Genomic DNA, 24,574 nt, shown 5'->3' with positions numbered 1-24,574 from the left:
CCTTGAGCGGCTGCTAGCCGTTGCCGTTGTTTGCGCGCTTCTTCCAATCTTCACCGGCTGCGCGCGCATCGTTGGCGAGCGGCGTGGCGCGGCGGACCTTGAAGTCGGCCACGAGGCGATCGGCCGCCTTCAGGACTTCAGGCGTGAACGCGGCTTTCAGAGCATCACGCCGTTCCAGCGCGTCCGTGTCGCCGTTCTTGGCCGCCAGCGCATACCACTTGTAGGCGTTGGCCTTGTCGACCTTCGTGCCGAGACCGTTCTCCAAGAGCACGCCGAGATTGTACTGGCTGTCGGCGAGGCCGTGCTCGGCCGCCTTCACGAACCACGACCTGGCGCCCGCATAGTCCGGATTGCTGCTGTCGCCGCCGGCGGCAAGCACGGCGAGATTGTGCATGGACTTGACGTTGCCCTGCTCGGCTGCACGCGTGTACCAGACCTTGGCCCGCTCCACGTCCTGCGGCACGCCGAGCCCGCGTTCGTAGAAGGTGCCGAGGCGATACTGCGCCTGCGCAAAGCCCTTGGCAGCCGAGCGCTGATACCACCGCAGCGCTTCGCCGTAGTTCTGCTCGGTGCCCTTGCCTTCCGCAAGCCGCGCCGCGACTTCGAATTCAGCCGAGGCGTCGCCGTTGGCGGCCGCGATGCGCAGCGAGAGCGGTCCGACCGAGACAGGCGGCAGGTCGAGCGCGCTTGTGCGATCACCAGCCGCGCCGTCCTGGGCGGCGGTCGGCGAATGAGCGATGTTGTCGATGCGTCCATTGGCGTCGGGCAGCAACGCATCCGTCGATTTTCCGGCGACTGCATTTCCGAGCTTGCCGGAAAGGCTGGCGAGCACCTGCTGCTGGTAGACGTCGGCGACCATTTCGTCGGGCATCGATCCCGCCGGACGCGCGATCGTCATGCCGCTCGGAACGAGGGCGGCCGAGCCGTCGAGCGTCGTGGCCGCGGGCGGATCGAGAACGTCGTCCTGCAGGCCATAAGGCGTCGCGGCCGTATCGGTATCCGCGGGCGGCTCAACCTCGGCGAAGCCCGTGCCCTCGCTTCCGGTATCGGAGCGCGGCCCCGGATCGGCGGCAGGACCGGCAGAAGGATCTGCGGCGGGCGCATCCGGTGCGGCAGCGGGGTCTTGCGACGGCTGCACGATCACGGGAGGAGCCGCCGCAGGCGTGTCCTTGCGGTTGAGCAGCAGCAGGCCGCCGTTGATGGCGACGATGAGCGCGAGCGCGCCGGCCAGCAGCTTCGGCGAAGCGCCGAACAGCTTGCCGCCCACGTTCGGAAGTTGAATGCCGGCCACCTGCGCAAGCGCGGCACGCGTCTTGTCGACGCCGCGGCTCTTGGCCGGTTCGGGCGTGCTGGACACGGCTTCGGCGCGGTTGGCGGCCGCCTTCATCTTGGCGCGGCGGGCGTCGGCGACGAAATCGCGGCGCATGCGGTCGAAATGCGGCTCGCCGTCGCCGGCTTCCGGAAGGTCGGCGGGGAACTCACGCGTGGCGGCGAACGGCGCGGGCTCGGCGTGAAACTCGCTCCGCTGCGATTCGTCAGCTTCATAGGTGGCCATCACGGCGCTGCGCGGCGACGGGCGGAATGCGTCTGCTGAGCCGAAGCCGAAGACCGGCGCGGCGGGCTCTGCGGCCATCGGCGCGACGGCCATCGCTGCCGAGACCGGTTGACGCTGCTCCAGCACGTCTATGCGGTCGAGCACCTGCACCAGCGCCTGCTGCAGCGTGTCGAGCATGCCGATGGCGGTCTGCTCGCCCTGGCGCTGCTCCTGCGTTGCCTGCACGATCAGCGCTTTGAGTTCGTCGTAGCGGTCGGCCTGCGCGCTCATACGGCCCGACAGGCCGTTCACGAGCGTGGCGGCCTCGGCTTCGGCCGCCCGGCGATCCTGGATCGAGGCTTCGATCATGGCGCGCAGGTCATCGTGCGCGCGCGTGTCGGGCTCGTGCGTGCCGCCGAGGCGGGCGTGAACTTCCTCGGCCGCGCGGCGTGCGACCGCTTCGAGGTCGGCGGTGAAACGGGCGTTGCCGTCGATCAGCTTGGCGATGCGCTCATCGGAAACCTGTTCGATGACGCTGCGGACGTCGGCTTCGATGCCGTCGAGCCGCGCAACCTGGCGCTCGAGATCGACCAGTTTGTCGCCGAGATCGGCAACGTGCGCTTCGATGAGACGAATGCCCTCGATATCCGAGCGCCGCACGACGTCTTCGAGCGCCAATGCGATGTGGCGCTGGAACTGGTCCAGGCGCTCTTCGAGCAGCGCCATCGTGCTGCCGGGCTTGAGGTCGGTCAGCGTGCGGCGAATGCGGTCCGTGACATCGCTGAACCGATGGCCGATCCAGTCCTGGGCGCTGTGTGCGGGGCCGGCGCCGTAGTGGGGCGCATGGCCGCTCTGGTCGGGTCTGTAGGCCGGGCCGTATCCGGCGCCGTGCGGGGGGGAAGCGGCATGCGCTTCGTAGCTCTGCATCAGGGCTTCGGCGTTGGCCGCATCCCAAGGCTCATCGCCTGCCGGAGCCCGCACGCTTTCCGGCGCAGCGCGCCGTGCGGCGGCGTTCGCTTCGAGCGCTTTCAGGCGGCCCATGATGTGCGCGATGCTGTCGCCCTGGCGGCGCTGCATGTCTTCGATATCGCGCGCGAGGGCCTGGATGGCAGCGCCATCAGGTCCCATGGAGATGGCGTCGCCATCAAATCCCGTGGCTTGCGGCCAGCCATAGGCGCCGTGCGGCGCTGGCCAACCCTTTTGGTCACTATGCAACATCGCGGTCCCCACGGTGGCAGTGCGGCGTTCGTCGCCGGCCGTTCCCCAGTGGAGGGGGTAGAGCGGTCAAAACCGCTCCGGTGTGCCGGGTCGAGACGCGTTCGAAGGGTCAGACGAGGCACAAACCAAAAACCCGATCGGGTTCAAGCTGACAGCCGCCAGTAAACGATGCGTTAAGTCGTGCTGCGCGGGCACAAATCGGGGCTTTCCGACCGCTTTTCGGCTGGGGAGGGACGAGGTGATTCGCACAATCGGCCGCCGGCAGGCCGGACGCGGTCACAATCGGTTGCTAAATCAGAGGGAATTTGGAGCCCATCCGGGGCCGGGAAGGACCGGCGCGCGGACGTGTGACGTGGGCCCGTATTTCTGTAATGGAGAGCAGCGGTGGAACACTGGAATGGTCGCCAAGGCACGGTGCGTCTTTGGCTGGTCGCAACCCTCTTGGCGGTATTGGCAACCCCGGCCGCTGCGGCCGGCGAGGAGGCCGGTCGGTACTCGATGATGCCGGCGGACGGCGGCGTCATTCGCCTCGATCGTGAGACGGGGGCGATGTCGTTCTGCACCGGCAAGGACGGCGCGTGGTCCTGCAAGGATATGCCGGTGCAGGAAAGCGAGCTGAAGAAGCGCGTCGAGCAACTCGAAGCCGAAGCCCGCGCGCTCGAAGCGGAGAAGCGCCTGCGCGACGGACCGCTCGGCGCGCCGTCCGCAGGAGATGCGGCCCCACCGCCCCCTCCCGGCGATTTGCCCGTACCCAACGAGCGCGACGTCGACAAGATGTTCGACTACGTCGAGGGCATGGTGAAGAAGTTCAAGGAGCGCATCGACCGCCTGGAGCGGGAAGCCAAAAAGCAGCCCGAAGTTCCGCTTTGAGGCTCTGCTCCGCGCGGCGGTCAGGCCGCGGCGGGGCTCGCTGAGGAAGCCGGTCTGGCGTCACGGCGCGACTGCAGCCGGAACGCCGCCGGACGGGTGAACAGGAAGCTCAGGCGCGTGCCCTTGAGCGCCCACTGCATCGCAAGCGCGCCGACGACGCCCGCGAGCGCCGAAGCAACGGCGATGGCGGTCGCCGCGTCCGCGCCGATGAGCTTCAGGAGCACGATCCGCACCGGCCCCATGAACAGCGGGAACGCCAGGTAGACCGCGATCGAATTGCGTCCGCAGTACCCGAGCACCTGCCCGGCAAAGCGATGCGTGATGGCGACGCTGAGCGCGATGACGGCGCCGATGCCGATGAACGAGAACGCGAGGTCCGGGCCCGCCAGATGCGCCGCGCCGGAGGAGACGGCAACCGCGTTGAACACGGCCCACACGCCGAGCCCGGCCGCGATGGCCGCCACAGGAACCGCGCGCACGCGGTCGGCGAACGCGAACACCTGAGGCGCCAGCGCATAGCCTGCGAAGAAGAATACGAAGCGGCTTGCGAACTCGTCGACGATGAAGACGTCCGTGTGCGGGGCGAAAACGTGCAGCGCAGCCGCGCCCGCCAGAACCAGCCATTTGGGCAGCGGCCGAAGCAGCTTCGCAACCACGAAGTAGACGGCCAGCAGGTAGATGAACCAGAGCGTGCCGAACGGCACCACGAAACTGGTGAGGTAGTCGGCGAGCGTCGCCGCCGCCCCGTTCTCCTGCACCATGCCAGGAGCCTTCATGGCGAACTGGATCGTGAGCCAGAGCACATAGAAATACGCGAAGTGCACGACCTTCGTGTCGAGATAGCTGCGCCACGGCCGGTCGATCCGCGCGGCAAGGAAAAGCCCCGAGATGAGGAAGAAGTCCGGCATGCGGAACGGCCGCGCCCACTCGATGAAGCCGTGCAGGCCGGTGTCGAAGCCCACGGCCTTCTCGACGCCGAGGGTCGCGTGCATCAGCACCACCAGCAGGATGCAGAGCCCCTTGGCTACATCGACCCACGCCAACCGGGTGTCCTGTCCGGCTTCGCTACGTGCCATTTTCGCGCCTCATACCTCGGCCGGCGTCTCACGGCGAGACGCTTCGGCACTTCTGCCCGAGCATGAGCAAAAGCCGTTCCTTTTTCGGATGCATGCGGCGGAAGCCGTTAGAAAAGCAGCCGATAGCGGACGAAATCGTCGGCCACGGTAAAGCGATCGTAAACGCGGCGCGCGTTCGCGTTCGAGGCGCGCGTGTGCCAGTAGAGGCCCGACCACCCCTGGCTCTTGGCCATCGCCACAAGATCGCGGATCAGGGCTTCCCCGATGCCGCGGCCGCGCTGCTCGGGAGCAACGAACAGGTCCTCCAGGTAGCAGACGGGCGTGAGGCTCCACGTGCCGGCATGCAGCACCGAAAGGCTGAAGCCGCAGATCGTGCCGTCCGCTTCGGCGACCCGGCACACGAGCCCGTCCTGCTTATGGATCAGCCGCTCCCAGGTCCGGGCGGTGACGGCCTCGGCGACGTCGGCTTCGTAGAAGGCGACATAGCCCGCCCAAAGCCCACGCCAGGCGGCTTCGTCGCTCGGTACGGGATGGCGGATGAGCATTCTCTGGGGCCTCTCGTGAACGGAAGGGCCCGTCATCATTTGCGCTTTCTGCGCGCATGGCCAGCGGCTTGACGCGACCGGCCCCGCATAAAAAAGCGCGACGGCCGCACGTGGCGGCCGCCGCGCTAAAGACCGAAAACGATCGACGTTAGATGATGTCGATCTCAGCCGGCAGGTACGAGGTAACCTCGAGGCCGACTTCCTGTTCGCGAACGGCAGGCTTCATCCAGGTCTTCATGAGTAGTTCCTCCTTGGATTTGAAAAACGCGCTTCGAAAACAACGTCGCGCACCATGATAAATAGGGAGTCGCGGCCGGAGTTGCCAATCGTATTTTCAATTCAAATCCATCAGTGCGTCTGATGCTACTATGTAGCGTTTTGCACGAGAGGCGCGCGCTCACGCGAAAAGAGAAAGGCGGAGCGAGCCGGCGACGTTTCGCGGGAGCGGAAATCGGGGAGAAGGCGACGGAGAAGGCGACGTGGAACGCCTGGGCCAGCAAAACCGGGCACAAGTCGCGCATCGAGCAATGATGCGATCCGGTGCATGGCGCCGCCGGTAAATGCGCTGAAAGCGCATGCGTCGCCTAAGGACCATCGAATTCGAAAGGTCTGAAGTCGAAACGATTGCGCGGCGGAAAGGTTCGGCGAAAACCGCGGCGGAGAAGCGTTTGAAGGCGCCACAAAAGAAAACGGCGGCCGCTTTAGCGGCCGCCGTTGAATTCGACTGAAAGCCGATCGACGTTAGATGATGTCGATCTCAGCCGGCAGATACGAGGTAACCTCGAGGCCGACTTCCTGCTCGCGAACCGAGGGCTTCATCCAGGTCTTCATGATATATTCCTCCTAAGTTTTGGTGCTCAGCGGGCCGCCAGCCCGTCTGTCGCTGGTAGGTATATAGGCAAGCACCCCAATAACGGCAAATCGCAAGTTCGTGATCCGTGCATCAGGGAAAATTATTGCAACTTATAGATATGCTTATCGACCGGACGGATGAGCGCTCAGGAAAGGCGCGCCATATCAATCGGCTGGCCTAGATATAGGTCAGCGCCACGGCTGCGGCCGGCAGGGCGAGCGTCACCATCGCGAGCGCAATCGCTGGAGCCCGGTCGGCGAGAGCGAGCATCATGCCCGGGATCGTCAGTCCAAGGAGCGGAGCCAGGATCAGAAGCGCAGTATCTGGGCCCGCCGCGTCCGAAAACAGCATGAGGTGGGCCGAGAGTGTGAAGGCGATGACTTCGAGGCTTCCGGCGACGAGCGTCAGAAGACGCAGAACGGCCGGGGTACGTCGGCTGTCGAGGCTGTCGGCGTCATGGGTCATGCGGGCAATTAGGTCATGCGGATATCGCGGTGCGGGGCCGCCACGGGCGGCACGCCTCTTCGCTTAGCGGCTCGCATGACGGCGCTCAAGTCGGACGATCGTGCGGGTGCCTAACGGGGTTACTTCGAAACGTCCTGCTCGCTCGAAAACTCGGCCTCGAGCGCCGCTTCGAAATCCAGGAGATCCTGAGGCACCGGCATCCCGAAGGCGCGCAGCTCGTTCAGCTTCTCGCGGAGCTGCAGATAGATTTCATGCCGGTCTTCCGGCTCGTTCTGCATGCGTGTGAGCAATATGCCGGCTTCCGCCGTAACGTCTTCGAAGGCCATGGTCGTCTCCCAGAGCTAATTTCACCCGCAATAAGAACGCGCAAGCCGCGTTATGGATCCATGCGCGACGCGCTTTTCCGGCCGCTCTCGTCACAGCGAGGGCATATTCTTGATGTGGGTTTCCCGAAGTTGCGATGCAATCGGCAACGGACCGCTGGGGGGCGGCGGATAGGCTCACCGCAGGGGGGACGATGACGAAAGGGATCATCCGCAGCACGATTTTTGGGGGACTGGCGTCACTCGCTGCAGGGTCGCTCGCGGCCGGGCAGCCCGCGCGCGCCGAGGAGGCCGCACCGGCCCCCTCGCAAACATGGGCTGTGACAGGCGTCACATCGGACGATGTTCTGCATATGCGGGACGTGCCGCATGGCGACAGCAAGATCCTGGCGGACATCCCGCCGACGGCGAAGGGCCTCAAGGGCTTCGGCTGCATCACGCCCGAGCCGAGTTTCGACCGCTGGGCCGAGATGACGGCGGACGAGCGCGCCAACGCCAAGCTTCCGTGGTGCCGCGTCGAGTATCGCGGCCACCAGGGCTGGGTCGCCGCGCGCTTCTTGAAGCCGGACCGGTGAATGGCCCAGCACACGGGAGCTGCGAGACACGTGCGCAACAAGACAGTGGACGACACGATGTGATGACGGCGCGCACGTGCTAAGCTCAAGGCCGTGTGCGGGATGAGTGGGGACTACGTGGCAATCGCTGAGGGGCTGTGTTGGCCGCTCTGCGTCCGGTTGGAGGGCTTCCGGCAGGAGGCGCGGCCGGAGTCCAGTGTATCGGTGGGTGGCGTCGATGCGTTTCGATCCTGCAGCTTTTTGGCATTCCATTGCGGATCGCCTTCCGGCGCGCGATGCGCTGCCAAGTATAGGACTACCAAGCCTCACGATCCCAAGCCTGCGGCTTCCGAGCCTCGCGTTGCCGAGTCTAACCGCAATCGTGGCGAGCAGCAGCGCCGTGCTCGCGACGGCGATTGTCGGCTACGTGGTCTGGACCGGGGGTGAAAGCCCTCCGAGCGACGAGGTGGTCGTCAACAGCCCCGTGTTCAAAACCGTCGCACTCACGCCGCCCATGCCCGTCCCGGCCGCTCGTCCCCGCGCGCGCGATGCCGCCGACGCGCCGCACGACGACGACACAGCGAATGCGCAAGGCGCCGACGGCCTGGCCGACCCCGATCGCTTCGCGGATCAGGTGTCTGTCGTGCGCGCCGTCCAGCAGCAGTTAAAGCGCGCGGGCTGCTACAGCGGCCGCGTCAACGGCGTCTGGTCTCCGTCGACGCGCAAGGCCATGGCCGCTTTCACCACCGTCGTGAACGCGCGCCTGCCCGTCAACCGCGCCGACCCGGTTCTTCTGGTGCTGATCGAATCCAATCCCGCCGCGCTATGCTCGCCGGACTGCGCGCGCGACGGCGGCGAGGCCTGCGGCGCGCCCGCTGCCGCGCAAGATGCGAGACCACAGCTTGCAACACTGAAAGAAGGTCGCGAGGACCGTTCCGCCGAGCGCACGGTCGCCGACGACACGCCGGAGGTTGCGCCGCCCGCCCTGACTGACGAAGATCCCGCCCAGCCGGAAAGCCGCGCAGAAGCACCACTGCCAAGCGCGCGCGAGACGGAAACACGCGAGACGGAAAACCGCGAGATGGCCGCGGTCGATCCTGAGCCGTCCGCGTCCGAAGCGGGCCTCGAAACGGCGGCCCTTCCTGCTGCGGCTGCCGCCGCCGCCGTCAGTCGCAAGGCCGCACGTCCCGATCGCCCACGCGTCGCGCGCCGCTACAAGAAGCAGCCGTCCTTCTCGCGTCAGGTGTCGAAGGGCTTCAAAAGCCTGCAGCGCAGCCTCAACAAGCTCTTTTGAGGCGACACGAAAAACCTGGGTCGAGGATCAGCCCGGCTTTCGCGCCCACGCACCGAACACCAGCTCCCAGAGGCAGATGCCGTTTGTCGTCTCGCGTTCGGCGGCCAGCCGCTCATCCAGCGTCGCCACCTGAAGCTCGTCCGCCGTCGCCACGCCCGCGGCTACCATACGGCCCTCCATGGCTCGCACGATCGAGGCGATGGTATGCGGCTGATCCCGCGTCACGACGGTTGCTTCCGCGCGCACGCGCTCGACCCCGAACCCCGCCTGCTCCAGGCGCGCGGAGAGATGCAGGCCCATCTGCACGTCGGCCCCTTCGCTCCTGACGGTCGCCCACATCCAGGCGTGCACCTTTTCGTGCAACGGCATGGCCGGCTGGCAGAGCGGCATCGACGTCGAGTCATGCTCCTGCAGCACGATCAGGCCGCCCGGCGCGAGCACGGCCGCGAGTCGCGCGAGGCAGGAGACCGCGTCGGGCTGGTACATGAGAACGCGCCGTCCGACGACGGCATCGAACGTGCCGAGTTCCGGCGACAGCGTCGCCAGATCCGCCCGCGCAAAGCGAACACTGTCGAGACCGCGGTCGCGCGCTCGGGCGCGGGCCGTCTCAAGCGGCGCCTCGCTGCGGTCGATGCCGAGAACCTGTCCGCGCGGCCCAACGAGCTGCGCCGCCAGAAACGCGACGTCGCCGAAGCCGCACCCAATGTCGAGCACGCGCATGCCTTCGCGCACGCCTGCATCGGCCAGCAGTCGCCGCGTGAAATCCTCTGCCACGTCCGTCATGGGAGTTTCGTCATGGATGATCGCGCCCCGTGCTGCTGCCACTCCGGCCGTAGATGGCGAACAACACGCACAATCACAACCCCGAAGCATAGTGAGCGGTGCACATCGCCGATCAAAGCAATGTAACCGCTACGGGGAGAGCTACCTAGCAAGCGACGCGGCGCCTCCCTCCGTCATCCCGGGGTCATGGCGAAGCCATGCTGCGCATGGACGACCGGGATCCATGCAAGTTTCCGCAGATGCGCGCTTAGTGTGGAGGCAAGGCATTGACCGCCTCACCGTCGGCATGCCGAAAAACGATCAGCCAATTTGCTGGGTGCCGTAGATCCCGGCCTCCGCCGGGATGACGGAATCAAGACGGCATCGTTCAAACCGACATCATCGCGGTTGTGAAGCCGAAGGAAAGGTGAAGCATCGTCAGCAGCGCAATCCGACTAACATTAGAACGTTAGCGGACTATCCTTGACGATAGCCGAGTCATCTTCTTTTATTGTCGACGGTTGCCCGTTCGCAATTTCGAGAGGTCTCAACACTATCGCGTAGCCTATCGGCGGGGCATGTCACGCTTCGCTCAGCACGTGTCAGTTGTTCCAACCGCTTTGCGGCGCGCTCCAAGTCATCCTTGAGCCAGCCCGCGCTTGATTTCATTTCCGTTGACATCTGCGAACCCCCTCTTGGTGTGAGCCAGAGTAAGACGCCTATCTCCAACCAACTCAACATTTAAATGTAAGTTCCCCCCTTCTATTCCTTCCTTCCTCCGAGGGCGTTGCATGGATGAATCACTTGAATCTGCACCCGAACTGGTTTTTGGGCTCGTGGCACCTATTGGTGTGGACCTCGATCTCATAACCGACATCCTGAAACAAGAGCTGTTAGAGATGGGGTACGGTTCTCATCTTTTGAAGCTTACGGAGATAATGACGGAAATTGATGGCGAGCCGCCGATTGTCGCGTCCGCATTCATAAAATCGTATGAGGAGAAAATTGCTTATGCCAATGCTGTGAGGGCCAGACTGGGTGACGATGCACTAGCTGCGCTGGCAATTGGTGGAATACGAAAGTTCCGAGCAGAAGAATGGCTTCGAAGGCAGCCACATTCTGAGATGGCACAGGGACAGGACAACGGAAAAGATCCGAGAGAAATCCCCCTTCCCAATCAGGCTTACATTATTAGGCAGCTGAAAAGGCCCGAGGAGGTCGCCCTTTTGCGTCGAGTGTACGGTAGGCAGTTCATCTTGTTGTCTAACTTCGCACCGCAATCAGCGCGGATACGGAGAATCGAGGTTAGCGAAAAGAGGTCGTGTGGAGGGCTCACTAAGGACGTCGTAGTGCGCAACAGCGCTTTCGCGCTTGTAATGAAAGACGACAACGAAGGGACCGATGTGCACGGTCAGAAAGTTAGAGACGCGTTCCATCTCGGCGACGTCTTCATCGATGCAACATCGCAACCAGCCGCTGAGGCGAACATAAAGCGTTTCGTGCAGCTGCTTTTCGGCGACAACAGTGTAACGCCGAATCGAGATGAGTACGGAATGTATATGGCGAAATCTGCTTCGCTCCGTTCAGCCGATCTTTCTCGTCAGGTCGGTGCCGCGATATTTCGGACAACGGGAGAGGTGATATCGCTGGGTTGTAACGAAGTGCCGAAGGCGCGAGGAGGGACATATTGGGCCGGCGATGCGAATGATGCGCGGGATTTTGTCCTAGGTTGCGACCCGAACGACCAAAAGAAGTTTGAAGTGTTCGTTGATCTTGTAGAAAGGATGCGGGTTGGAAGTTGCTTGTCACCGGAGTTATGCGCCAAGGGTGACGCGTCGGAGATCGCGAAAGAGCTGTCGCGGAGCGCCGTATTTAAAGAATCGAAACTCATGGATATATTGGAGTTCGGACGCGTTATTCACGCGGAAATGTCTGCTATATGCGACGCTGCTCGAAGCGGCCTTGATACCCAAGGCGCAACCCTCTATTGCACAACGTTCCCATGTCACATGTGTGCAAAGCATATTGTTGCCGCAGGAATTGATCGCGTTGTTTACATTGAACCGTATCCAAAAAGCTATGCGACCGATCTCCATCAGGACTCGATTGATATCGAGGGGGCCGATACGAAGAAGGTGCAATTCGAGGCATTTAAAGGTATCTCGCCTTTTCGGTATAGAGATCTTTTTGAAAAGCAAAAAAGAAAAGACCGTTCCGGCATCGCTCAGAGATGGTATCGTGGAGTCGCGCGACCAAGAATCGAGACCTACCAGCCGAATTATTGTGAGATCGAGCTAAAGGTACTTAGCAAACTTAAATCGGCTTCTTCGTCCAGTTAGTCTATCCCCTTCCCACCTTCCAAACCTCCTCCTGCACGGCGATGTCGGCGAGCATGCGGTCGAGCAGCAGACACGTCCGCTTGAAGAGGTCGCTGCCGCGCCGGTAGTCGGCGGTGGCGTAGAAGTCCACGCGCCCCGCGCGGAACAAGTCCAGGCAGGTCGCGTAGCCGCGGCCCTTCTCGGCCGGATGCACGGCGATGGCGTGCCCGCCGCTCTTGCGCATCAAGGCCATCGACGGCACGTCGGTCTCGCCGTCGCCGAAGTAGATCATGTTGCGGAACGGGATCGGCCGCTGTTCTTCCGGCATGTGCGCGTTGATGCTCTCGCCGAGATCCTCGATGCCCTTGTTGATGCGGAACAGGTACTGCGTCTTGCCCGTGTCGGTGATCACGCGCTTCGGGTACGGCAGCTCGTAGGCGTCGAACCAGTATTCCGAGGCGAACACGTTGTGGAAGTGCGGGCGGATCTTCGTGCCCTCGATGATCTCGGTCAGGCCCGATGAGACGAGGTAGTGGCGCAGCTCCACGCCGGCGCTTTCGGCGCGGATCTTGATGTAGTCCGCAATGGCGTCGAACCACGTCTCGACACCCGGAAACAGCTCCACCGATGCACCCTGGCGCACGAGATCGGCGCGGTCGATGCGCAGGCCCTTTTCCTTGGCCTTCTTGTACATCAGGTGCATGTAGGTGATGAGCGGATCGGCGCCCTGCGCGCGCGCAACCTGCGTGCACTCGTCCCAGAATGCCTTCGCCTCGATGCCGAGCTGCGGCAGAAACGAGTATTCCTGCATCGGACGCGGCGAAAGCGTGCCATCGAAATCGTAGACGAGCGCGATGGTTTTCTTGTTGAAGGTCTCGGCCGGCTTTGGCTTCTTCTTCGATTTCGCGGCGGTCGAAGTCTCGTGCTCGGCCGAAACCTCGGTCTCGCCCCGCTCTTTGCTCTGCCCCGTCGCGCGCTCAGTCATCGTCATCCTGCCTCTTGCCAACTGGCAAGACAGTCCCCCGATTCGGGTGGCGTGCTGAAGGCGGCGACAGGCGGGATGCACAACTTGAACGCCGCGCAATCACGGCGTTTTTATCAGGATACGGCTTGTTTCCGTCGCAATTCGCTCGTAGAAGCCCCGCTCTCGCGAACCGCGAAAAAAGAATTGCCGAAGGAGACCTCCATGCGCCCAGCCACCAACGAGACGCTGATCACAGCCGTCCGCGGTGGCGTCATCGCGGGCATGGATACCTCTGTTTTCTTCGGGCTTCCCAATGGGCAATTCGAATTCGGACACGCTGCATAGCGGCACGCCGCACGGCAACGTCCGCCTTTTTACTTCCGACAAATCCTGGATCGAGGGCGCGGCCCTCGCACAATTGAACCACACCGCAGGCCTTCCCGGCATGGTGATGGCGGCTGGCTTTCCGGATCTGCATCCCGGCAAGGGCATCGCCGTCGGCGCCGCGTTCGTCTCGCGTGGTCTGTTCTATCCGGCGCTCGCCGGCAACGACATCGGCTGCGGCATGAGCTTCTGGGCAACGGATCTTCCCGCCCGCAAGCTCAAGCTCGACCGGATCGAGAAACGCATCGCGGGGCTGGAGCAGCCGTGGGACGGCGACCTCGATCCCTGGCGCGCGCGCTTCCAGCTTGCGCCGTCGCTCGCGGATGCGGGCCTCGGCACCATCGGCGGCGGCAATCACTTCGCCGAGCTGCAGGTGGTGGAGGAGGTGCGCGACGCAGCGGCGTTCGCGGGCCTCGGCCTCGACAAGGCCAATGCGGCCATCCTGGTCCACTCGGGCAGCCGCGCCCTTGGCCAGGACATCTTCCAGGAGCTGATCGCGCGTCACGGCGCAAACCCGCTCGAAGAGGGCAGTGAGGCGGCCTCGCACTATCTCGCGCGCCACGAGCATGGCCTTCGTTTCGCCCGCGCCAACCGCGCGCTGATTGCCCATCGCTTCGCGGGCGAGATCGGCGCGGAGGCGCGCGGCGTGTCGGACGTCGCCCACAACATGGTGACGCGTGAGGAGTTCGAGGGCGCACCGGCCTGGATCCATCGCAAGGGTGCCGCGTCGACGCGCGAAGCCCTCGCGGCGGGCGCGCTGATGATCCCGGGATCGCGCGGCACGCCGAGCTATCTCGTCCGCGCGACAGACGCGGGCGAAAAGGCCGCCTGGTCGCTCGCCCACGGCGCGGGCCGCCGCTGGCAGCGCGGCTATGCGAAGTCGCGCCTCTCGCACAAGTATCGCGTCGAGGACTTGCAGCGCACGGAACTGGGCGGCCGCGTCATCTGCGAGGATCGCGAGCTGCTCTACGACGAGGCTCCGCAGGCCTACAAGGACATCGCCCAGGTGATCGCGGATCTCGAAGCGGCCGACCTCATCACCACCATCGCCGTCTACCGACCGGTCTTGACGTACAAAGTGCGGAGGGCGAGCGATGAGTGAGCTTCTGTGGCTGCACATCACGTCCGGACGCGGCCCCGCCGAGTGCCAGCTCGCCGTGACGAAGCTCGCGCTCGTCCTGCAGAAGGAGGCGGTGAAACGCGGCCTCGCCTGCGAGGTGCTGGAGACGGTCGAAGGCGATGCTCGCGGCGCGCTGCTCTCGGCACTGCTGTCTCTCGAAGGCGAAGGCGCGAGCGATTTCGCGCTCAAGAACCGGGGCAGCGTGCTCTGGGTCTGCCCGTCGCCTCTGAGGCCAACCCACAAGCGCAAGAACTGGTTTGTCGGCGTCGAGGCGCTGGCGCCGCTGGACACCGGCAACACCGCGCTTCGCGTGTCGGACGTCACCTTCGAAGCCATGCGCGCGTCCGGCCCCGGCGGCCAGCACGTCAACAAGACGGAGAGCGCGGTGCGCGCGACGCACAAGCCCACCGGGCTCGTGGCGACGGCGCGCGAGGAGCGCTCTCAGGCGATGAACAAGAAGCTCGCGCTGGCGCGTCTGGCGGGCTTGTTGGCGGCAGGAGAAACCGCCGCGAGGCGCCACGCCGAGCACGACCGCTGGGCCCAGCACGATGCCCTCGAACGCGGCAAGCCTATCCGCACGTTCGAAGGCGCGGCGTTTCGGGAGCGTCGCTAACCGCCAGCATTCCCCTCTCTCCGGTCCATGCGGAGCATGGCTTCGCCCCATGCGGAGCATGGCTTCGCCCCATGCGGAGCATGGCTTCGCCACGACCGGGGAGAGGGAGGGACGCCTCAAGGATCGTCTCGGAAGTCGACTAGCGGGAGGCCTTCGCCGTGGCGGCTTTCGCCTTGGGCTTGGCGTGCTCATGGCCGTGATCGTGCGCATGGTCATGGCCACCGCAGCACCCGCCGCCTTCCGCGTGGGCATGCTCGTGGCCGTGCTCGTGATCGTGCGCGCCATGTCCGCCGCAGCAGCCGCCACCTTCGGCGTGAGCGTGCCCGTGGTCGTGTCCATGGTCATGCGAATGACCATGATCGTGACCGTGGTCATGCCCGCAGCCGCAGCCATCGCCATGATGGTGATGCTCGTTCGGATCGGTCAGCACCGCCGCGAGCCGGCGCTCGAGCGCAATCGACTGCTCGCGCGGCGCATCGCGCGCCTCGATGGTGAGCGCCATCACCTCCGCGCCGATGCGGAGATCGTCCACCTGGCCGAGATAGTGCCGCCGCAGGCGTCCCTGCCGGTCGAAGACCAGCACCGACGGCGTGCCGCGGATTTCGTAATCTTCCATCGTCTTCGGCAGCGAGCCCTTTCCGCCGGTCTTGTCGAGCGCGATCGGGAACGTGAACTCGTTCTCGGCGACGAACGCTTCGAGCGCCGCCTTGTCCTGCTTCTCCGGCTCCTCGAACGGCGTGTTGAGACCGATTACGACCACCTCGTCGTCGTTGAAAGCGGCCGCCAGGCGCGCCGCCTGGGGCAGGCCGTGCTTGAGGCATCCGGGGCAATGGGTCTGGAAGGCGGCCACGACCACCACGCGCCCCTTGAGGCCCTTCAGCGTCAGCGGCTTGTCGACGTTGAGCCAGGCGGAGGTCTGGATCTCGGGCGGATTTTCAGGGTCGAACATCGGTCGGTCCTTTGTTGGCCTCGGGGGAGAGGCGGATGCGTTGGCGCCACCTTAGCCGGATTTCCCCGAGGCGTCAGCGGCACAACCTGCAACCCTGCCCCGCTTGGGGATGGCGGCATGCAATCGTTTGAAAAACCTCACACTCCCCGCTGCGTTGCGAGCGCCTTGCGGTCGAGGATCTCGATCCTGCCGCGCGAGGTGCGGATCCATCCGGCCCGTTCCCATTCGCCGAGATAGCGGCTGATGACTTCGCGCACGCTGCCGAGATCGAGCGCGATCTGCTGGTGGGTTTTAGCCACGCAGCCCTGCGCGTCCGCTTCTGCGATCAGGCGGCCGGCGAGCCGCTGCTCGAGCGACGCGAAAGCCATCTCGTCGACGAGCGAGATCATGGTTGCGAGCAGCTTACTGTAGTCGTCGAGCACGAACTGCCGGAAGGGCACCGATTGGCCCATGAGCTGATGGAACGCGGCCGAGGGAAGGGCGGCGAGCCGCGTCGTGCTTTCCGCGACGCTCTCGGCCGGAAACGTGCCGCCCGCCAGCAGGCACTGCGTCGTGAACACGCACGTGCCTCCTGCCGCCACCTTGTAGAGCAGCAACTCGCGGCCCGAGCTCGAGGTTTTGAAGGTGCGCGTGCCGCCGCCCAGGCACATCACGTAGTTCGGGCAATCCCACCCCTGCCGATAGGCCGCATCGCCTTCGCGCAACTCGGGGAAGCGAACCTGGCTCAGCGCAAACGACAAGTGCTCGGGCGCGAGCGCGGCGAGCGGCGGAAAAAGCGCGAGCCAGCGCTCCTCAAGTTCGGCTGTCGTCATTGCGAGAGGCGTCCGTGACCCAGGTTACAGATGCGTTTCTATAGCTCGAATACCCAACTCTCTCACGGCAGAAGTGATAAAATCCGGCCACGGCGCCGTCGACTTGAGAAAAAAGAGAAGGAGCGCTCATGCCCCGCATGTCGAAGGTCCTGCAAGTTTCAATCGCGATCGTGCTCGCGGTGGCGTTCAATCCGGCCGCTTCTCCGGCCCAAAGCATGCTCGACATGGTCGATCTCTCGTCCGACCAGTTCACGAAAGCCGAGATGAGCCGCGCCGACATCGAGGCCGCCATCGCCAAGCTGGCGCCCGGCGAAAAGCTGGATCTGTTCGGCAAGGCCTTGAACAAGCTCGACCTCTCCGGCATGGACCTGCGCCGCGTCAGCCTGCAGGCCGCCCGCCTGATGGGATCGGATTTCTCGAACGCCAACCTCGAAGGCGTCAACCTCGACTCCGCCTGGTCGCTGAATTCGAAATGGACCGGCGCCAATCTCAAGGGCGCGAGCCTGTTCGGCACGCAACTCGTCGGCGCCAACCTCGAAGGCGCGGACATGACGGGCGCGCGCGTCGCGGGCGACTTTTCAAAAGCGAACCTGAAGGGCGCCAAGCTGGACGGTGCTGATCTTTCGGCCGACGAGAAGAACCAGTCGATGGGTCTCATGCGCGGCACGTTTCGCAGTGCCGATCTGACGGGCGCCTCGATGAAGGGGGCGAACATGCGTCGCGTTCTGATCGAATACACGGTGCTCAATGGCGCCGACCTCACGGGCGCGTCGCTGGCCGGCAGCGAGCTCGGCGGGTCCGACTTCACGGGGGCCGATGTGACGGGCGCCGATTTCGAGGGGGCCGACGTCAACTCGGCCCGCATCGGCGCCATGAAGAACGCGGATCAGGCGCTCAATCTCGACAAGTCAAAGAATTTGGACCGCGCGATCCGCAATTGACGTGCAACGCGAAACTGAAGCCGCCCGGCCGCGTATCCATTGGCGGACGCATACCGGTCGGGAGACAAATCAAATCCGGCCCCCTTGGGAGAGAATACCATGATCAAACGCCTTATGATGCTCGCCGCCGTGATGCTGTCGTTCGGCCTCGCCGTGTCGGAACCGGCCGCCGCCCTGGAAAGAAAGACCTATGACGCCGCCGCCGTCGCTGCCGATCAGGCGGCGGGCAAGGCCGTCGTGATCCATGTGTCTGCGCCCTGGTGCCCAACGTGCACTGCTCAGAAAAAGGCCATCGACACCATCAAGGACGAGCCCGCCCTGAAAGACGTGGTGCTGTACGAGCTCGACTTCGACACCGGCGGCGCAGCGCTGAAAGAGCTGAATGCGCGCAGCCAGTCCACGCTCATCGCCTACAAAGGCAAGACGGAAACGGGCCGCTCCGCCGGCGACACGAGCGCCAAGGGCATCGAGGCTCTGATCAAGTCGGCGCTTTAGGTGGATCGGTCCAACGACGGTCTTGAGGCATGACACTCGGTGCTCTCGCCCTCGCCGCGCTCGCAGGCGTCTTGTCGGTGCTGTCGCCCTGCGTGCTGCCGCTGCTTCCGATCGTGCTCGGCGCGGCGGCGGCGGAGCACCGTTGGGCGCCCGCGGCGCTTGCGCTGGGCGTGGCGCTGTCCTTCACGGTTCTGGGCCTGTTCGTCGCCACGATCGGCTTTGCACTCGGCCTCGATGCCGGGCTGTTTCGCACCATTGCGGCTGGGGTCTTGCTGGTCATCGGGCTGGTCCTCGTCGTCCAGCCGCTGCAGGTCCGGCTCGCCGCCGCCGGCAGCCCGTTCGGAAACACCATCGAGGAAACCTTCGGCCGGTTTTCGACGCGCGGCTCTCAAGGGCAGTTCCTGCTGGGACTGTTGCTCGGCGCGGTCTGGGCGCCGTGCGTCGGCCCGACGCTGGGCGCGGCGTCGCTGCTCGCGGCCCGCGGCGAAAATCTCGGCGAGGTCGCCGCCACCATGGCGGTGTTCGGCATCGGCGCCGCCCTGCCGTTGCTGCTCATGGGGCTTCTCTCGCGCGAGGCCATGATCCGCTGGCGCAGCCGCCTGATGCAGGCGGGCAGCGGCGGCAAGGCGGTGCTCGGGGCTCTGTTGATCGCCGTCGCGCTGCTCATCCTGACCGGGCTCGACAAGTCGATCGAGGCCGCGCTCGTGGCGGCGTCCCCCGCCTGGCTCACGGAGCTTACGACCCGCTACTAGGGCCGCTCTTCAGTCTCCCGAACCGGCCGATTAACGGAATATTGATCACGCCCGCGAAAGCGGCGCCCCCGGCGGCCGATGTTAACGGTTCCTGGCCCGTATTCCGCATAACACTGGCGGTGAGATACCTCCGTATTTTGTGCAGACAGAATGGGTACGGGAACAGCGCGTGTCAGTTACCGCAGCGGACCAACGGATCTTTGACGTCGTCATTGTCGGCGCGGGCCTTGCCGGGTCCATCGCCGCGACGATGCTGTCGCGGGCGGGACATGCCGTCGCCGTCGTCGATCCCCATGCCGTTTATCCGGCCGAGTTCCGCTGCGAAAAGCTCGACTCCGAGCAGATGGCGGTGCTGCAGAAGACGGGCCTGGCCAATGCCGTGCGCGCCGCATCCACGCATGACGAGCGCGCCTGGGTCTCGCGCCTCGGCCATCTGATCGAGAAGCGCTTGAGCGACCAGCACGGCATCGACTATGGCCGGCTTGTGAACACGCTGCGCGCCGAGATCCCATCCAATGTGGTGTTCAAGCGCGACAAGGCGACGGACGTCGCCAACGGCCCGGATCTCCAGCGCGTCACGCTCGCATCCGGCGAGGTTGTGACGGCGCGTCTCGTCATCCTGGCGAGTGGCTTGGGCAACGCGTTGCGCCAGTCGATGGGCATGGACCGCATCGATCTCGCAACAGGATTTTCGGTGACGATCGGCTTCGACGTCGAGCCGGAGCCGGGCAGCCGCTTTCCGTTCCGCGCCCTCACGCACTACAGCGAGCGCGCCCGTCACCGCGTCTCCTACATCACGCTGTTTCCCATCGGCCAGCGCATGCGCGCGAACCTGTTCGTCTACCGCGAGGTCGGCGACCCATGGCTGCGCGCCTTCCGCGACGATCCCGAAGCGACGCTGAACGCCGCCATGCCGCGCCTCGCCCGCCTGACCGGCCCGATGCGCATCGCAGGCCCCGTCAAGGTCCGCCCCATCGATCTTTATGCAACGCGCGGCTATCGCCAGCCCGGCGTCGTGCTGATCGGAGACGCGTTCGCGACGGCGTGCCCGGCCGCCGGCACGGGCGCCCGCAAGGCTCTCGTCGATGTCGAGCGCCTGTGTAACGGCTACGTCTCGGACTGGCTCGCAACGCCGGGCATGGACGTCGAGAAGATCGGGCGCTTCTACGACGACGAAGCCAAATGCCGGTCCGACGCCCGCTCGTTCGCGCTTGCGCTCCGCATGAGGGCGATGGCGCTCGACACGTCGGCGCTCTGGTCGGCCCGCCGCCTGGCAGCGGTTGCGCTGGGCCTCTCGCGGTGGGCCATGCATACCGTGCGCGACGCGATGCAGCGGCTCGCACCAGAGGCCCGCGCCAAGCAGGCGAACATCGGCGCCGCGCCGGACGTCGCGGTGCCGAAAGCCGCCAGCGATCTAGGCTAGATCGGCGGCGGGCCATATCTGGAAGACGGCGTTCGAGGTGCTGCTCATCGCTTCCACGACGGCCATGTTGTCGAAACCGGCCAGCCGAGCCTGCATGGACTGCAGCAGCGCAGGCTCCCCCTCGGCGCCCATCGGCACGATCAGGGACTGCCGCCCGTCGCGGTCCGTCACGATCCAGAACAAGTCTGCCTCGAAGGGCCCAGCGTCGGTCGTCAGAACGGAAACGTTGCCGACCTCGGGCCACGTCATGGAAACCGGCGCGCTCGCGCCATCGTTGACCGTGATGAGCTTATCGTCGTGCGTGACGCGCACCGGCGTCGCGACGATGGGTTTTGGCGCCGCGTCGGGCGGGCGCCGAAGCATCCTGAGAAGCCAGTTCAGCATCGCATTCGCCCACGGAACCGCCAATGACGATCAGCGTGTCAGATATCGGAACACGCGTCGGACGAAATCGCGCCGAAGCGTGAAGCAGACCTGAAAACTCTGACAGGCCGAGGGCGCCCCGCCGCGCACTTGGATGCCTAATTTTAGATCACGATTCATGGCGCAGAGCGAGTGGCCAGCACGTCGAATTTGTCGCGCCGAGCACGGAGCAATGCAAAAAGCCCCAGACTTGCGTCCGGGGCCGCTGCAGGTGCGTCGATGAGGAAGCCCCCGGCTCAGCCGAGCCGCTGCTCGAGCGCGGTGAGTTCGGCTGCGAGCCCTTGCGGAAGCTTGGCGCCGAACGTCTCGAAATGCTCCTTGATCGATGGCAGCTCGGCCTTCCAGCCTTCGCGATCGACCTTCAAGAGCTCGGCCATGGCGGACGGTTCGACCTTGAGACCGTCGAGATCCAGCGCGCCGTCGGCCGGAAGTTTGCCGATCGGCGTTTCGATCGCCTCTGCCGTGCCGTCGCAGCGCTCGAAGATCCACTTCAGCACGCGGCTGTTCTCGGCATAGCCGGGCCACAGGAACTTGCCTTCCGCGCTCTTTCTGAACCAGTTGACGTAGAAGATCTTCGGCATGGTCTCGCCGCCCTTCTCCCCCATCTCGATCCAGTGCCGGAAGTAGTCGCCCATGTGGTAGCCGCAGAACGGCAGCATCGCCATCGGGTCGCGGCGCAGGTCGCCGATCTGCCCGGCTGCCGCGGCGGTCTTTTCGGATGCCATGATCGAGCCGAGGAACGTGCCGTGGCGCCACGACAGGGCTTCGGACACGAGCGGCACGACGGACGCACGCCGGCCGCCGAACAGGATCGCATCGATTGGCACGCCCGCCGGATCGTCCCATTCCTTGGCGATGACGGGGCACTGCGCGGCAGGCGCGGTGAAGCGCGCGTTGGGGTGCGCGGCAGGCCTGCCGGCCGATGGCGTCCAGGGCCGTCGCAGCCAGTCGGTCAGTTGGGCCGGGGGCTCCTTGCCCATGCCCTCCCAGTAGATGTCGTCGTCTTCGGTGAGCGCGACGTTCGTGAAAATGCAGTTGGCGTCCAGAGTCTTCATCGCATTGAGATTGCTCTCGTTCGATGTGCCGGGCGCGACCCCGAAGAAGCCGGTCTCGGGGTTGATGGCGTAGAGCCGCCCGTCGGCGCCGAACTTCATCCAGCAGATGTCGTCACCGATGGTTTCCGCCTTCCAGCCGGGAATGGTGGGAACCAGCATCGCGAGATTGGTCTTGCCGCAGGCGGAGGGAAACGCGGCCGCGATGAACTTCGATTTTCCTTCGGGATTGGTGAGCTTGAGGATCAGCATGTGCTCGGCGAGCCAGCCCTCGTCGCGCGCCTGCGCCGAGGCGATGCGGAGCGAGTGGCATTTCTTGCCGAGCAGCGCGTTGCCGCCATATCCCGAGCCGTAGGACCAGATCTCACGCGTCTCGGGGAAGTGCGCGATGTACTTCGTTTGATTGCAGGGCCACGGTTCGTCGGCCCAGGTGGCCTTCTTGAGAGGCACGCCGACCGTGTGTAGTCCCCGAACGAAATCTGTGCCTGTGCCGAGCGCGGCAAGCACGGTGTCGCCCACGCGCGTCATGATGTGCATGCTGGCGGCCGCGTAGGCGCTGTCCGTGATCATGATGCCGATGCGCGCAATCGGCGAGCCGACCGGGCCCATCGAATACGGCACCACATACATCACGCGCCCCACCATGGCGCCGTCGAACAACTCGCGCAGGTTGGCTTTCATCTTGGCGGGGTCGGACCAGTTGTTCGTCGGCCCTGCGTCGTCGGGTGATACGGAGCAGATGAAGGTCTGATCTTCGACGCGCGCGACGTCGGCCGGGTCCGAACGGACGAGAACGGAGTTGGGGCGCAGCTCCGGGTTGAGCCATTGCGCCGTTCCGGTCTTCACCATGGCGCGCAAGAGATACTGGTATTCGGCTTTGCTGCCCGTGCACCAGATGACGGTATCCGGCTTGAAAAGGTTCGTCGCTTCATCGACGAACGCCAGCACGGCGGGACAACGTTCACGCAACTCGCCAGGCCGCATTGCGTTCATTGGGCGCTCCTCCGCACGAATGAGACTCGGTTGTCGGTGATTTCGGCTCCTTCTTATGGTGGCGGGGGCGTCGAATCTATCATCCGAAAGAACAACACGACAAGCGCACAAGAAGTAAGCAACGCCGCTTACTTCTGGGCATTTCGGGCTCGGGCCGCCGCTGCGAAACGAATGAGCTGCTCGCGCGCCCCGTCGGGCGAATGCACAGGCGTGGTGAACGGCAACCGGGCCGTAATGCCGTCGCAGACGAGGTCGATGCCCTCAGGGTCGATCCCGGTCATGCGCCAGGCCCCGCCCGGCGCACCGGCTAGCTCGGTTGCGTAAAGCTCGATCGCCGCGGCGTGGTCTTCGTTCATGTGCGAGACGACGTCGTCATGCCCTTCGACCAGCGCGGCCGAGCCGGACAGGTCGACCAGGAGGTCGCTCGGCGCCAGGTCCACGATGCGCCCGAACCCCCCGATGTAGTGCGCCCGCTCGGGCACCAGCTCGTAGAACGCGAAATCGGGAAACCCCGCATACCCGCGCGCGGCCTCGTGGCGGGCGAGAAAGCGCTCCGGCGCCGTCGGCCGCCGGGACTTGGCCGCTCGCCCGATCAGCGTGACGCGCCCGCCCGCCAGCGGGTCGCCCCGCCCGTCCGTCCCGTCGAACAGCAGGCTGATCCGGTCGTCGTTAGCGATGTTTTTCGTGTGCAGCGCGAGAGTTGAGATGAGAAACAGCGGCGTGCCGTCCACGTCGGTTGCGATTGTGACCAGCGAGGCGTAAGGATGGCCCGTCCCCGCATCCAGCGTTGCGAGCGACGCCTTGAGGGCGCGGCGCACCAGCGTACGGGCAGCCACGCCAGGGGAGGCCTTGGCCTCGGCCGGCGGCTGCGGGAGATCGGGATCTTGGGCTGCCATGGGATTGCCTCGTGGTTCCGTTTTGCGCTTGTGCCTGTTCAGTTTTGGTTCAGGCGCTGGGGCATAGTAAGGTTCCCGCCACAATTGATCCACCTTGGAGCCATAAAGCGCCATCTGGGCTCTAGGGTGCCGCTAGGAAAGTCGGAACATGAAAGAGAAAAGCACGATCGCGCTGGTCGATGACGAGCGCAACATTCTCACCTCGCTCGGCATGGCGCTCGAGGCCGAGGGCTACAAGGTCCGCACCTACAGCGATGGCGCCTCCGCGCTCGAAGCCCTGACGGAGGATCCGGCCGACCTCGGCATCTTCGATATCAAGATGCCGCGCATGGACGGCATGGAGCTTCTCCGCCGCGTTCGCCAGCAATCCGACATGCCCGTGATCTTCCTGACCTCCAAGGACGAAGAGATCGACGAGCTGTTCGGCCTCAAGATGGGGGCCGACGACTACATCGCCAAGCCGTTCTCGCAGCGTCTCATCGTCGAGCGCGTGCGCGCCATCCTGCGCCGCCTGTCGCCCAAGGATGGCACGACCCCGGAGCCGGTGGTCGCCAACATCCTGGAGCGCGGCAAGCTGAAGCTCGATCCCGAGCGCCACACCTGCCATTGGGACAACCGGCCCGTCACGTTGACCGTGACCGAGTTCCTGATCCTCCAGGCGCTCGCCCACCGTCCCGGCGTGGTCAAGACGCGCGACGCGCTCATGGACGCCGCCTACGACGATCAGGTCTACGTGGACGATCGTACGATCGACAGCCATATCAAGCGCTTGCGGAAAAAGTTCAAGCAGGTCGACGACAACTTCGATGTCATCGAGACCCTGTATGGCGTAGGCTACCGCTTCAAGGAAGCATAGCGCCGGCAGGCCCGCTTCGCGCACTCCCCGGAGCGCGCGTACTGAGCACGTCAAACCACCGGCCAGCCGGATAGTCCCGGGACCGCACT

Annotated in this window: 26 protein-coding genes; 12 read left to right on the top strand and 14 right to left on the bottom strand. The window is 64.9% G+C overall.

What is annotated here, in order from left to right; all coding sequences use genetic code 11:
- Positions 1-13: 13 nt before the first annotated feature.
- Positions 14-2,752 carry a hypothetical protein gene (locus K2Y42_RS11650; protein ID WP_291152511.1) on the bottom strand — a complete coding sequence of 913 codons (2,739 nt, stop codon included), beginning with the start codon at positions 2,750-2,752 and terminating at the stop codon, positions 14-16.
- Positions 2,753-3,136: 384 nt separating this feature from the next.
- Here K2Y42_RS11650 and K2Y42_RS11645 point away from each other — a divergent pair, with 384 nt between their 5' ends.
- Positions 3,137-3,622, top strand: a complete 486-nt coding sequence (locus K2Y42_RS11645) for a hypothetical protein (RefSeq protein WP_291152510.1) — start codon at positions 3,137-3,139, stop codon at positions 3,620-3,622.
- A gap of 20 nt (positions 3,623-3,642) precedes the next feature.
- Here the strand turns inward: K2Y42_RS11645 and K2Y42_RS11640 are convergent, their stop codons facing one another.
- From K2Y42_RS11640 to K2Y42_RS11615, 6 genes are all read right to left on the bottom strand, one after another.
- Positions 3,643-4,698, bottom strand: a complete 1,056-nt coding sequence (locus tag K2Y42_RS11640; RefSeq protein ID WP_291152508.1) for an acyltransferase family protein — start codon at positions 4,696-4,698, stop codon at positions 3,643-3,645.
- Between the two features lie 107 nt (positions 4,699-4,805).
- Entirely contained in the window at positions 4,806-5,243 is a 438-nt protein-coding gene (locus K2Y42_RS11635; protein ID WP_291152507.1) for a GNAT family N-acetyltransferase, read from the bottom strand.
- A gap of 148 nt (positions 5,244-5,391) precedes the next feature.
- Positions 5,392-5,481 (bottom strand): pyrroloquinoline quinone precursor peptide PqqA, encoded by a 90-nt coding sequence (gene pqqA / locus K2Y42_RS11630; RefSeq protein WP_291152505.1) that lies wholly within the window; start codon positions 5,479-5,481, stop codon positions 5,392-5,394.
- A 503-nt stretch (positions 5,482-5,984) separates the two neighbouring features.
- Entirely contained in the window at positions 5,985-6,074 is a 90-nt protein-coding gene (gene pqqA, locus K2Y42_RS11625; RefSeq protein WP_020087993.1) for a pyrroloquinoline quinone precursor peptide PqqA, read from the bottom strand.
- A 199-nt stretch (positions 6,075-6,273) separates the two neighbouring features.
- Positions 6,274-6,561: a hypothetical protein gene (locus K2Y42_RS11620; protein WP_291152501.1), complete on the bottom strand. Its 288-nt coding sequence runs from the start codon at positions 6,559-6,561 to the stop codon at positions 6,274-6,276.
- 119 nt (positions 6,562-6,680) lie between these two features.
- Complete coding sequence (locus K2Y42_RS11615) at positions 6,681-6,887, bottom strand: hypothetical protein (RefSeq protein WP_291152498.1); 207 nt, start codon at positions 6,885-6,887, stop codon at positions 6,681-6,683.
- 191 nt (positions 6,888-7,078) lie between these two features.
- Here K2Y42_RS11615 and K2Y42_RS11610 point away from each other — a divergent pair, with 191 nt between their 5' ends.
- Positions 7,079-7,459 (top strand): hypothetical protein, encoded by a 381-nt coding sequence (locus tag K2Y42_RS11610; RefSeq protein WP_291152497.1) that lies wholly within the window; start codon positions 7,079-7,081, stop codon positions 7,457-7,459.
- Between the two features lie 340 nt (positions 7,460-7,799).
- A complete protein-coding gene (locus K2Y42_RS11605; RefSeq protein ID WP_291152494.1) occupies positions 7,800-8,732 on the top strand; it encodes a peptidoglycan-binding protein in 933 nt (310 codons plus the stop codon).
- 27 nt (positions 8,733-8,759) lie between these two features.
- On the opposite strand, the gene K2Y42_RS11600 is transcribed toward K2Y42_RS11605, so the two are convergent.
- Positions 8,760-9,515, bottom strand: a complete 756-nt coding sequence (locus K2Y42_RS11600) for a methyltransferase domain-containing protein (protein ID WP_291152492.1) — start codon at positions 9,513-9,515, stop codon at positions 8,760-8,762.
- 770 nt (positions 9,516-10,285) lie between these two features.
- Between K2Y42_RS11600 and K2Y42_RS11595 the strand changes: the two genes are divergently transcribed.
- Positions 10,286-11,833: an anti-phage dCTP deaminase gene (locus K2Y42_RS11595; protein WP_291152490.1), complete on the top strand. Its 1,548-nt coding sequence runs from the start codon at positions 10,286-10,288 to the stop codon at positions 11,831-11,833.
- A 1-nt stretch (position 11,834) separates the two neighbouring features.
- Here K2Y42_RS11595 and K2Y42_RS11590 read toward each other — a convergent pair whose 3' ends face one another.
- Positions 11,835-12,803: an HAD family hydrolase gene (locus K2Y42_RS11590; protein ID WP_291152487.1), complete on the bottom strand. Its 969-nt coding sequence runs from the start codon at positions 12,801-12,803 to the stop codon at positions 11,835-11,837.
- Positions 12,804-12,848: 45 nt separating this feature from the next.
- Here K2Y42_RS11590 and K2Y42_RS11585 point away from each other — a divergent pair, with 45 nt between their 5' ends.
- Genes K2Y42_RS11585 through prfH form a run of 3 tightly spaced genes read left to right on the top strand, consistent with a single transcriptional unit; the run spans position 12,849 to position 14,893 of the window.
- On the top strand, positions 12,849-13,121 hold the full coding sequence (locus tag K2Y42_RS11585) for a hypothetical protein (RefSeq protein ID WP_291152485.1): 273 nt from the start codon (positions 12,849-12,851) through the stop codon (positions 13,119-13,121).
- Positions 13,090-14,262, top strand: coding sequence for an RNA ligase RtcB family protein (locus K2Y42_RS11580; RefSeq protein WP_291152482.1), 1,173 nt, complete (start codon positions 13,090-13,092; stop codon positions 14,260-14,262). Before K2Y42_RS11585 ends, K2Y42_RS11580 begins: the two co-directional genes overlap by 32 nt.
- On the top strand, positions 14,255-14,893 hold the full coding sequence (prfH, locus tag K2Y42_RS11575; protein ID WP_291152480.1) for a peptide chain release factor H: 639 nt from the start codon (positions 14,255-14,257) through the stop codon (positions 14,891-14,893). Before K2Y42_RS11580 ends, prfH begins: the two co-directional genes overlap by 8 nt.
- A 139-nt stretch (positions 14,894-15,032) precedes the next feature.
- On the opposite strand, the gene K2Y42_RS11570 is transcribed toward prfH, so the two are convergent.
- Positions 15,033-15,842, bottom strand: a complete 810-nt coding sequence (locus K2Y42_RS11570) for a TlpA disulfide reductase family protein (protein WP_291152478.1) — start codon at positions 15,840-15,842, stop codon at positions 15,033-15,035.
- Between the two features lie 137 nt (positions 15,843-15,979).
- The gene (locus K2Y42_RS11565) at positions 15,980-16,654 is read right to left on the bottom strand and encodes a Crp/Fnr family transcriptional regulator (protein ID WP_291152475.1); all 675 of its coding nucleotides are present in this window, start codon (positions 16,652-16,654) and stop codon (positions 15,980-15,982) included.
- Positions 16,655-16,782: 128 nt separating this feature from the next.
- Here K2Y42_RS11565 and K2Y42_RS11560 point away from each other — a divergent pair, with 128 nt between their 5' ends.
- From K2Y42_RS11560 to K2Y42_RS11545, 4 genes are all read left to right on the top strand, one after another.
- A complete protein-coding gene (locus K2Y42_RS11560; protein WP_291152472.1) occupies positions 16,783-17,595 on the top strand; it encodes a pentapeptide repeat-containing protein in 813 nt (270 codons plus the stop codon).
- Between the two features lie 99 nt (positions 17,596-17,694).
- Positions 17,695-18,090, top strand: coding sequence for a thioredoxin family protein (locus tag K2Y42_RS11555; protein WP_291152469.1), 396 nt, complete (start codon positions 17,695-17,697; stop codon positions 18,088-18,090).
- A 29-nt stretch (positions 18,091-18,119) separates the two neighbouring features.
- Entirely contained in the window at positions 18,120-18,842 is a 723-nt protein-coding gene (locus tag K2Y42_RS11550) for a cytochrome c biogenesis protein CcdA (RefSeq protein WP_291152466.1), read from the top strand.
- Between the two features lie 169 nt (positions 18,843-19,011).
- The gene (locus tag K2Y42_RS11545; protein ID WP_291152463.1) at positions 19,012-20,265 is read left to right on the top strand and encodes an NAD(P)/FAD-dependent oxidoreductase; all 1,254 of its coding nucleotides are present in this window, start codon (positions 19,012-19,014) and stop codon (positions 20,263-20,265) included.
- On the opposite strand, the gene K2Y42_RS11540 is transcribed toward K2Y42_RS11545, so the two are convergent.
- The 3 genes from K2Y42_RS11540 to K2Y42_RS11530 all read right to left on the bottom strand — a co-directional run bounded on the left by K2Y42_RS11540 (position 20,257) and on the right by K2Y42_RS11530 (position 23,629).
- A complete protein-coding gene (locus tag K2Y42_RS11540; protein ID WP_291152461.1) occupies positions 20,257-20,649 on the bottom strand; it encodes a hypothetical protein in 393 nt (130 codons plus the stop codon). The genes K2Y42_RS11545 and K2Y42_RS11540 overlap by 9 nt on opposite strands.
- A 275-nt stretch (positions 20,650-20,924) precedes the next feature.
- Positions 20,925-22,733, bottom strand: coding sequence for a phosphoenolpyruvate carboxykinase (GTP) (locus K2Y42_RS11535; protein ID WP_291152457.1), 1,809 nt, complete (start codon positions 22,731-22,733; stop codon positions 20,925-20,927).
- A 128-nt stretch (positions 22,734-22,861) separates the two neighbouring features.
- A complete protein-coding gene (locus tag K2Y42_RS11530) occupies positions 22,862-23,629 on the bottom strand; it encodes a DUF2470 domain-containing protein (RefSeq protein ID WP_291152455.1) in 768 nt (255 codons plus the stop codon).
- A 148-nt stretch (positions 23,630-23,777) separates the two neighbouring features.
- On the opposite strand from K2Y42_RS11530, the gene K2Y42_RS11525 reads away from it, so the two are divergent.
- Positions 23,778-24,485, top strand: a complete 708-nt coding sequence (locus K2Y42_RS11525; RefSeq protein ID WP_291152452.1) for a response regulator transcription factor — start codon at positions 23,778-23,780, stop codon at positions 24,483-24,485.
- The last annotated feature ends 89 nt before the right edge of the window (positions 24,486-24,574 follow it).

This window comes from Hyphomicrobium sp. (genome assembly GCF_019744875.1).
Lineage (GTDB): Bacteria > Pseudomonadota > Alphaproteobacteria > Rhizobiales > Hyphomicrobiaceae > Hyphomicrobium_C.
Note: the sequence above shows the minus strand (reverse complement) of the source record. Positions and strands in the feature narration are given on the sequence as shown.

Coding starts and splice junctions, on each gene's coding strand:
- K2Y42_RS11650 (WP_291152511.1), bottom strand. CDS start 2,752: ATGTTGCATAGTGACCAAAAGGGTTGGCCAGCGCCGCACGGCGCCTAT.
- K2Y42_RS11565 (WP_291152475.1), bottom strand. CDS start 16,654: ATGACGACAGCCGAACTTGAGGAGCGCTGGCTCGCGCTTTTTCCGCCG.
- K2Y42_RS11570 (WP_291152478.1), bottom strand. CDS start 15,842: ATGTTCGACCCTGAAAATCCGCCCGAGATCCAGACCTCCGCCTGGCTC.
- K2Y42_RS11600 (WP_291152492.1), bottom strand. CDS start 9,515: ATGACGGACGTGGCAGAGGATTTCACGCGGCGACTGCTGGCCGATGCA.
- K2Y42_RS11610 (WP_291152497.1), top strand. CDS start 7,079: ATGACGAAAGGGATCATCCGCAGCACGATTTTTGGGGGACTGGCGTCA.
- prfH (WP_291152480.1), top strand. CDS start 14,255: ATGAGTGAGCTTCTGTGGCTGCACATCACGTCCGGACGCGGCCCCGCC.
- K2Y42_RS11550 (WP_291152466.1), top strand. CDS start 18,120: ATGACACTCGGTGCTCTCGCCCTCGCCGCGCTCGCAGGCGTCTTGTCG.
- K2Y42_RS11590 (WP_291152487.1), bottom strand. CDS start 12,803: ATGACGATGACTGAGCGCGCGACGGGGCAGAGCAAAGAGCGGGGCGAG.
- pqqA (WP_020087993.1), bottom strand. CDS start 6,074: ATGAAGACCTGGATGAAGCCCTCGGTTCGCGAGCAGGAAGTCGGCCTC.
- K2Y42_RS11640 (WP_291152508.1), bottom strand. CDS start 4,698: ATGGCACGTAGCGAAGCCGGACAGGACACCCGGTTGGCGTGGGTCGAT.
- K2Y42_RS11525 (WP_291152452.1), top strand. CDS start 23,778: ATGAAAGAGAAAAGCACGATCGCGCTGGTCGATGACGAGCGCAACATT.
- K2Y42_RS11595 (WP_291152490.1), top strand. CDS start 10,286: ATGGATGAATCACTTGAATCTGCACCCGAACTGGTTTTTGGGCTCGTG.
- pqqA (WP_291152505.1), bottom strand. CDS start 5,481: ATGAAGACCTGGATGAAGCCTGCCGTTCGCGAACAGGAAGTCGGCCTC.
- K2Y42_RS11540 (WP_291152461.1), bottom strand. CDS start 20,649: ATGCTGAACTGGCTTCTCAGGATGCTTCGGCGCCCGCCCGACGCGGCG.
- K2Y42_RS11635 (WP_291152507.1), bottom strand. CDS start 5,243: ATGCTCATCCGCCATCCCGTACCGAGCGACGAAGCCGCCTGGCGTGGG.
- K2Y42_RS11530 (WP_291152455.1), bottom strand. CDS start 23,629: ATGGCAGCCCAAGATCCCGATCTCCCGCAGCCGCCGGCCGAGGCCAAG.
- K2Y42_RS11560 (WP_291152472.1), top strand. CDS start 16,783: ATGCCCCGCATGTCGAAGGTCCTGCAAGTTTCAATCGCGATCGTGCTC.
- K2Y42_RS11615 (WP_291152498.1), bottom strand. CDS start 6,887: ATGGCCTTCGAAGACGTTACGGCGGAAGCCGGCATATTGCTCACACGC.
- K2Y42_RS11580 (WP_291152482.1), top strand. CDS start 13,090: ATGGGCAATTCGAATTCGGACACGCTGCATAGCGGCACGCCGCACGGC.
- K2Y42_RS11555 (WP_291152469.1), top strand. CDS start 17,695: ATGATCAAACGCCTTATGATGCTCGCCGCCGTGATGCTGTCGTTCGGC.
- K2Y42_RS11620 (WP_291152501.1), bottom strand. CDS start 6,561: ATGACCCATGACGCCGACAGCCTCGACAGCCGACGTACCCCGGCCGTT.
- K2Y42_RS11535 (WP_291152457.1), bottom strand. CDS start 22,733: ATGAACGCAATGCGGCCTGGCGAGTTGCGTGAACGTTGTCCCGCCGTG.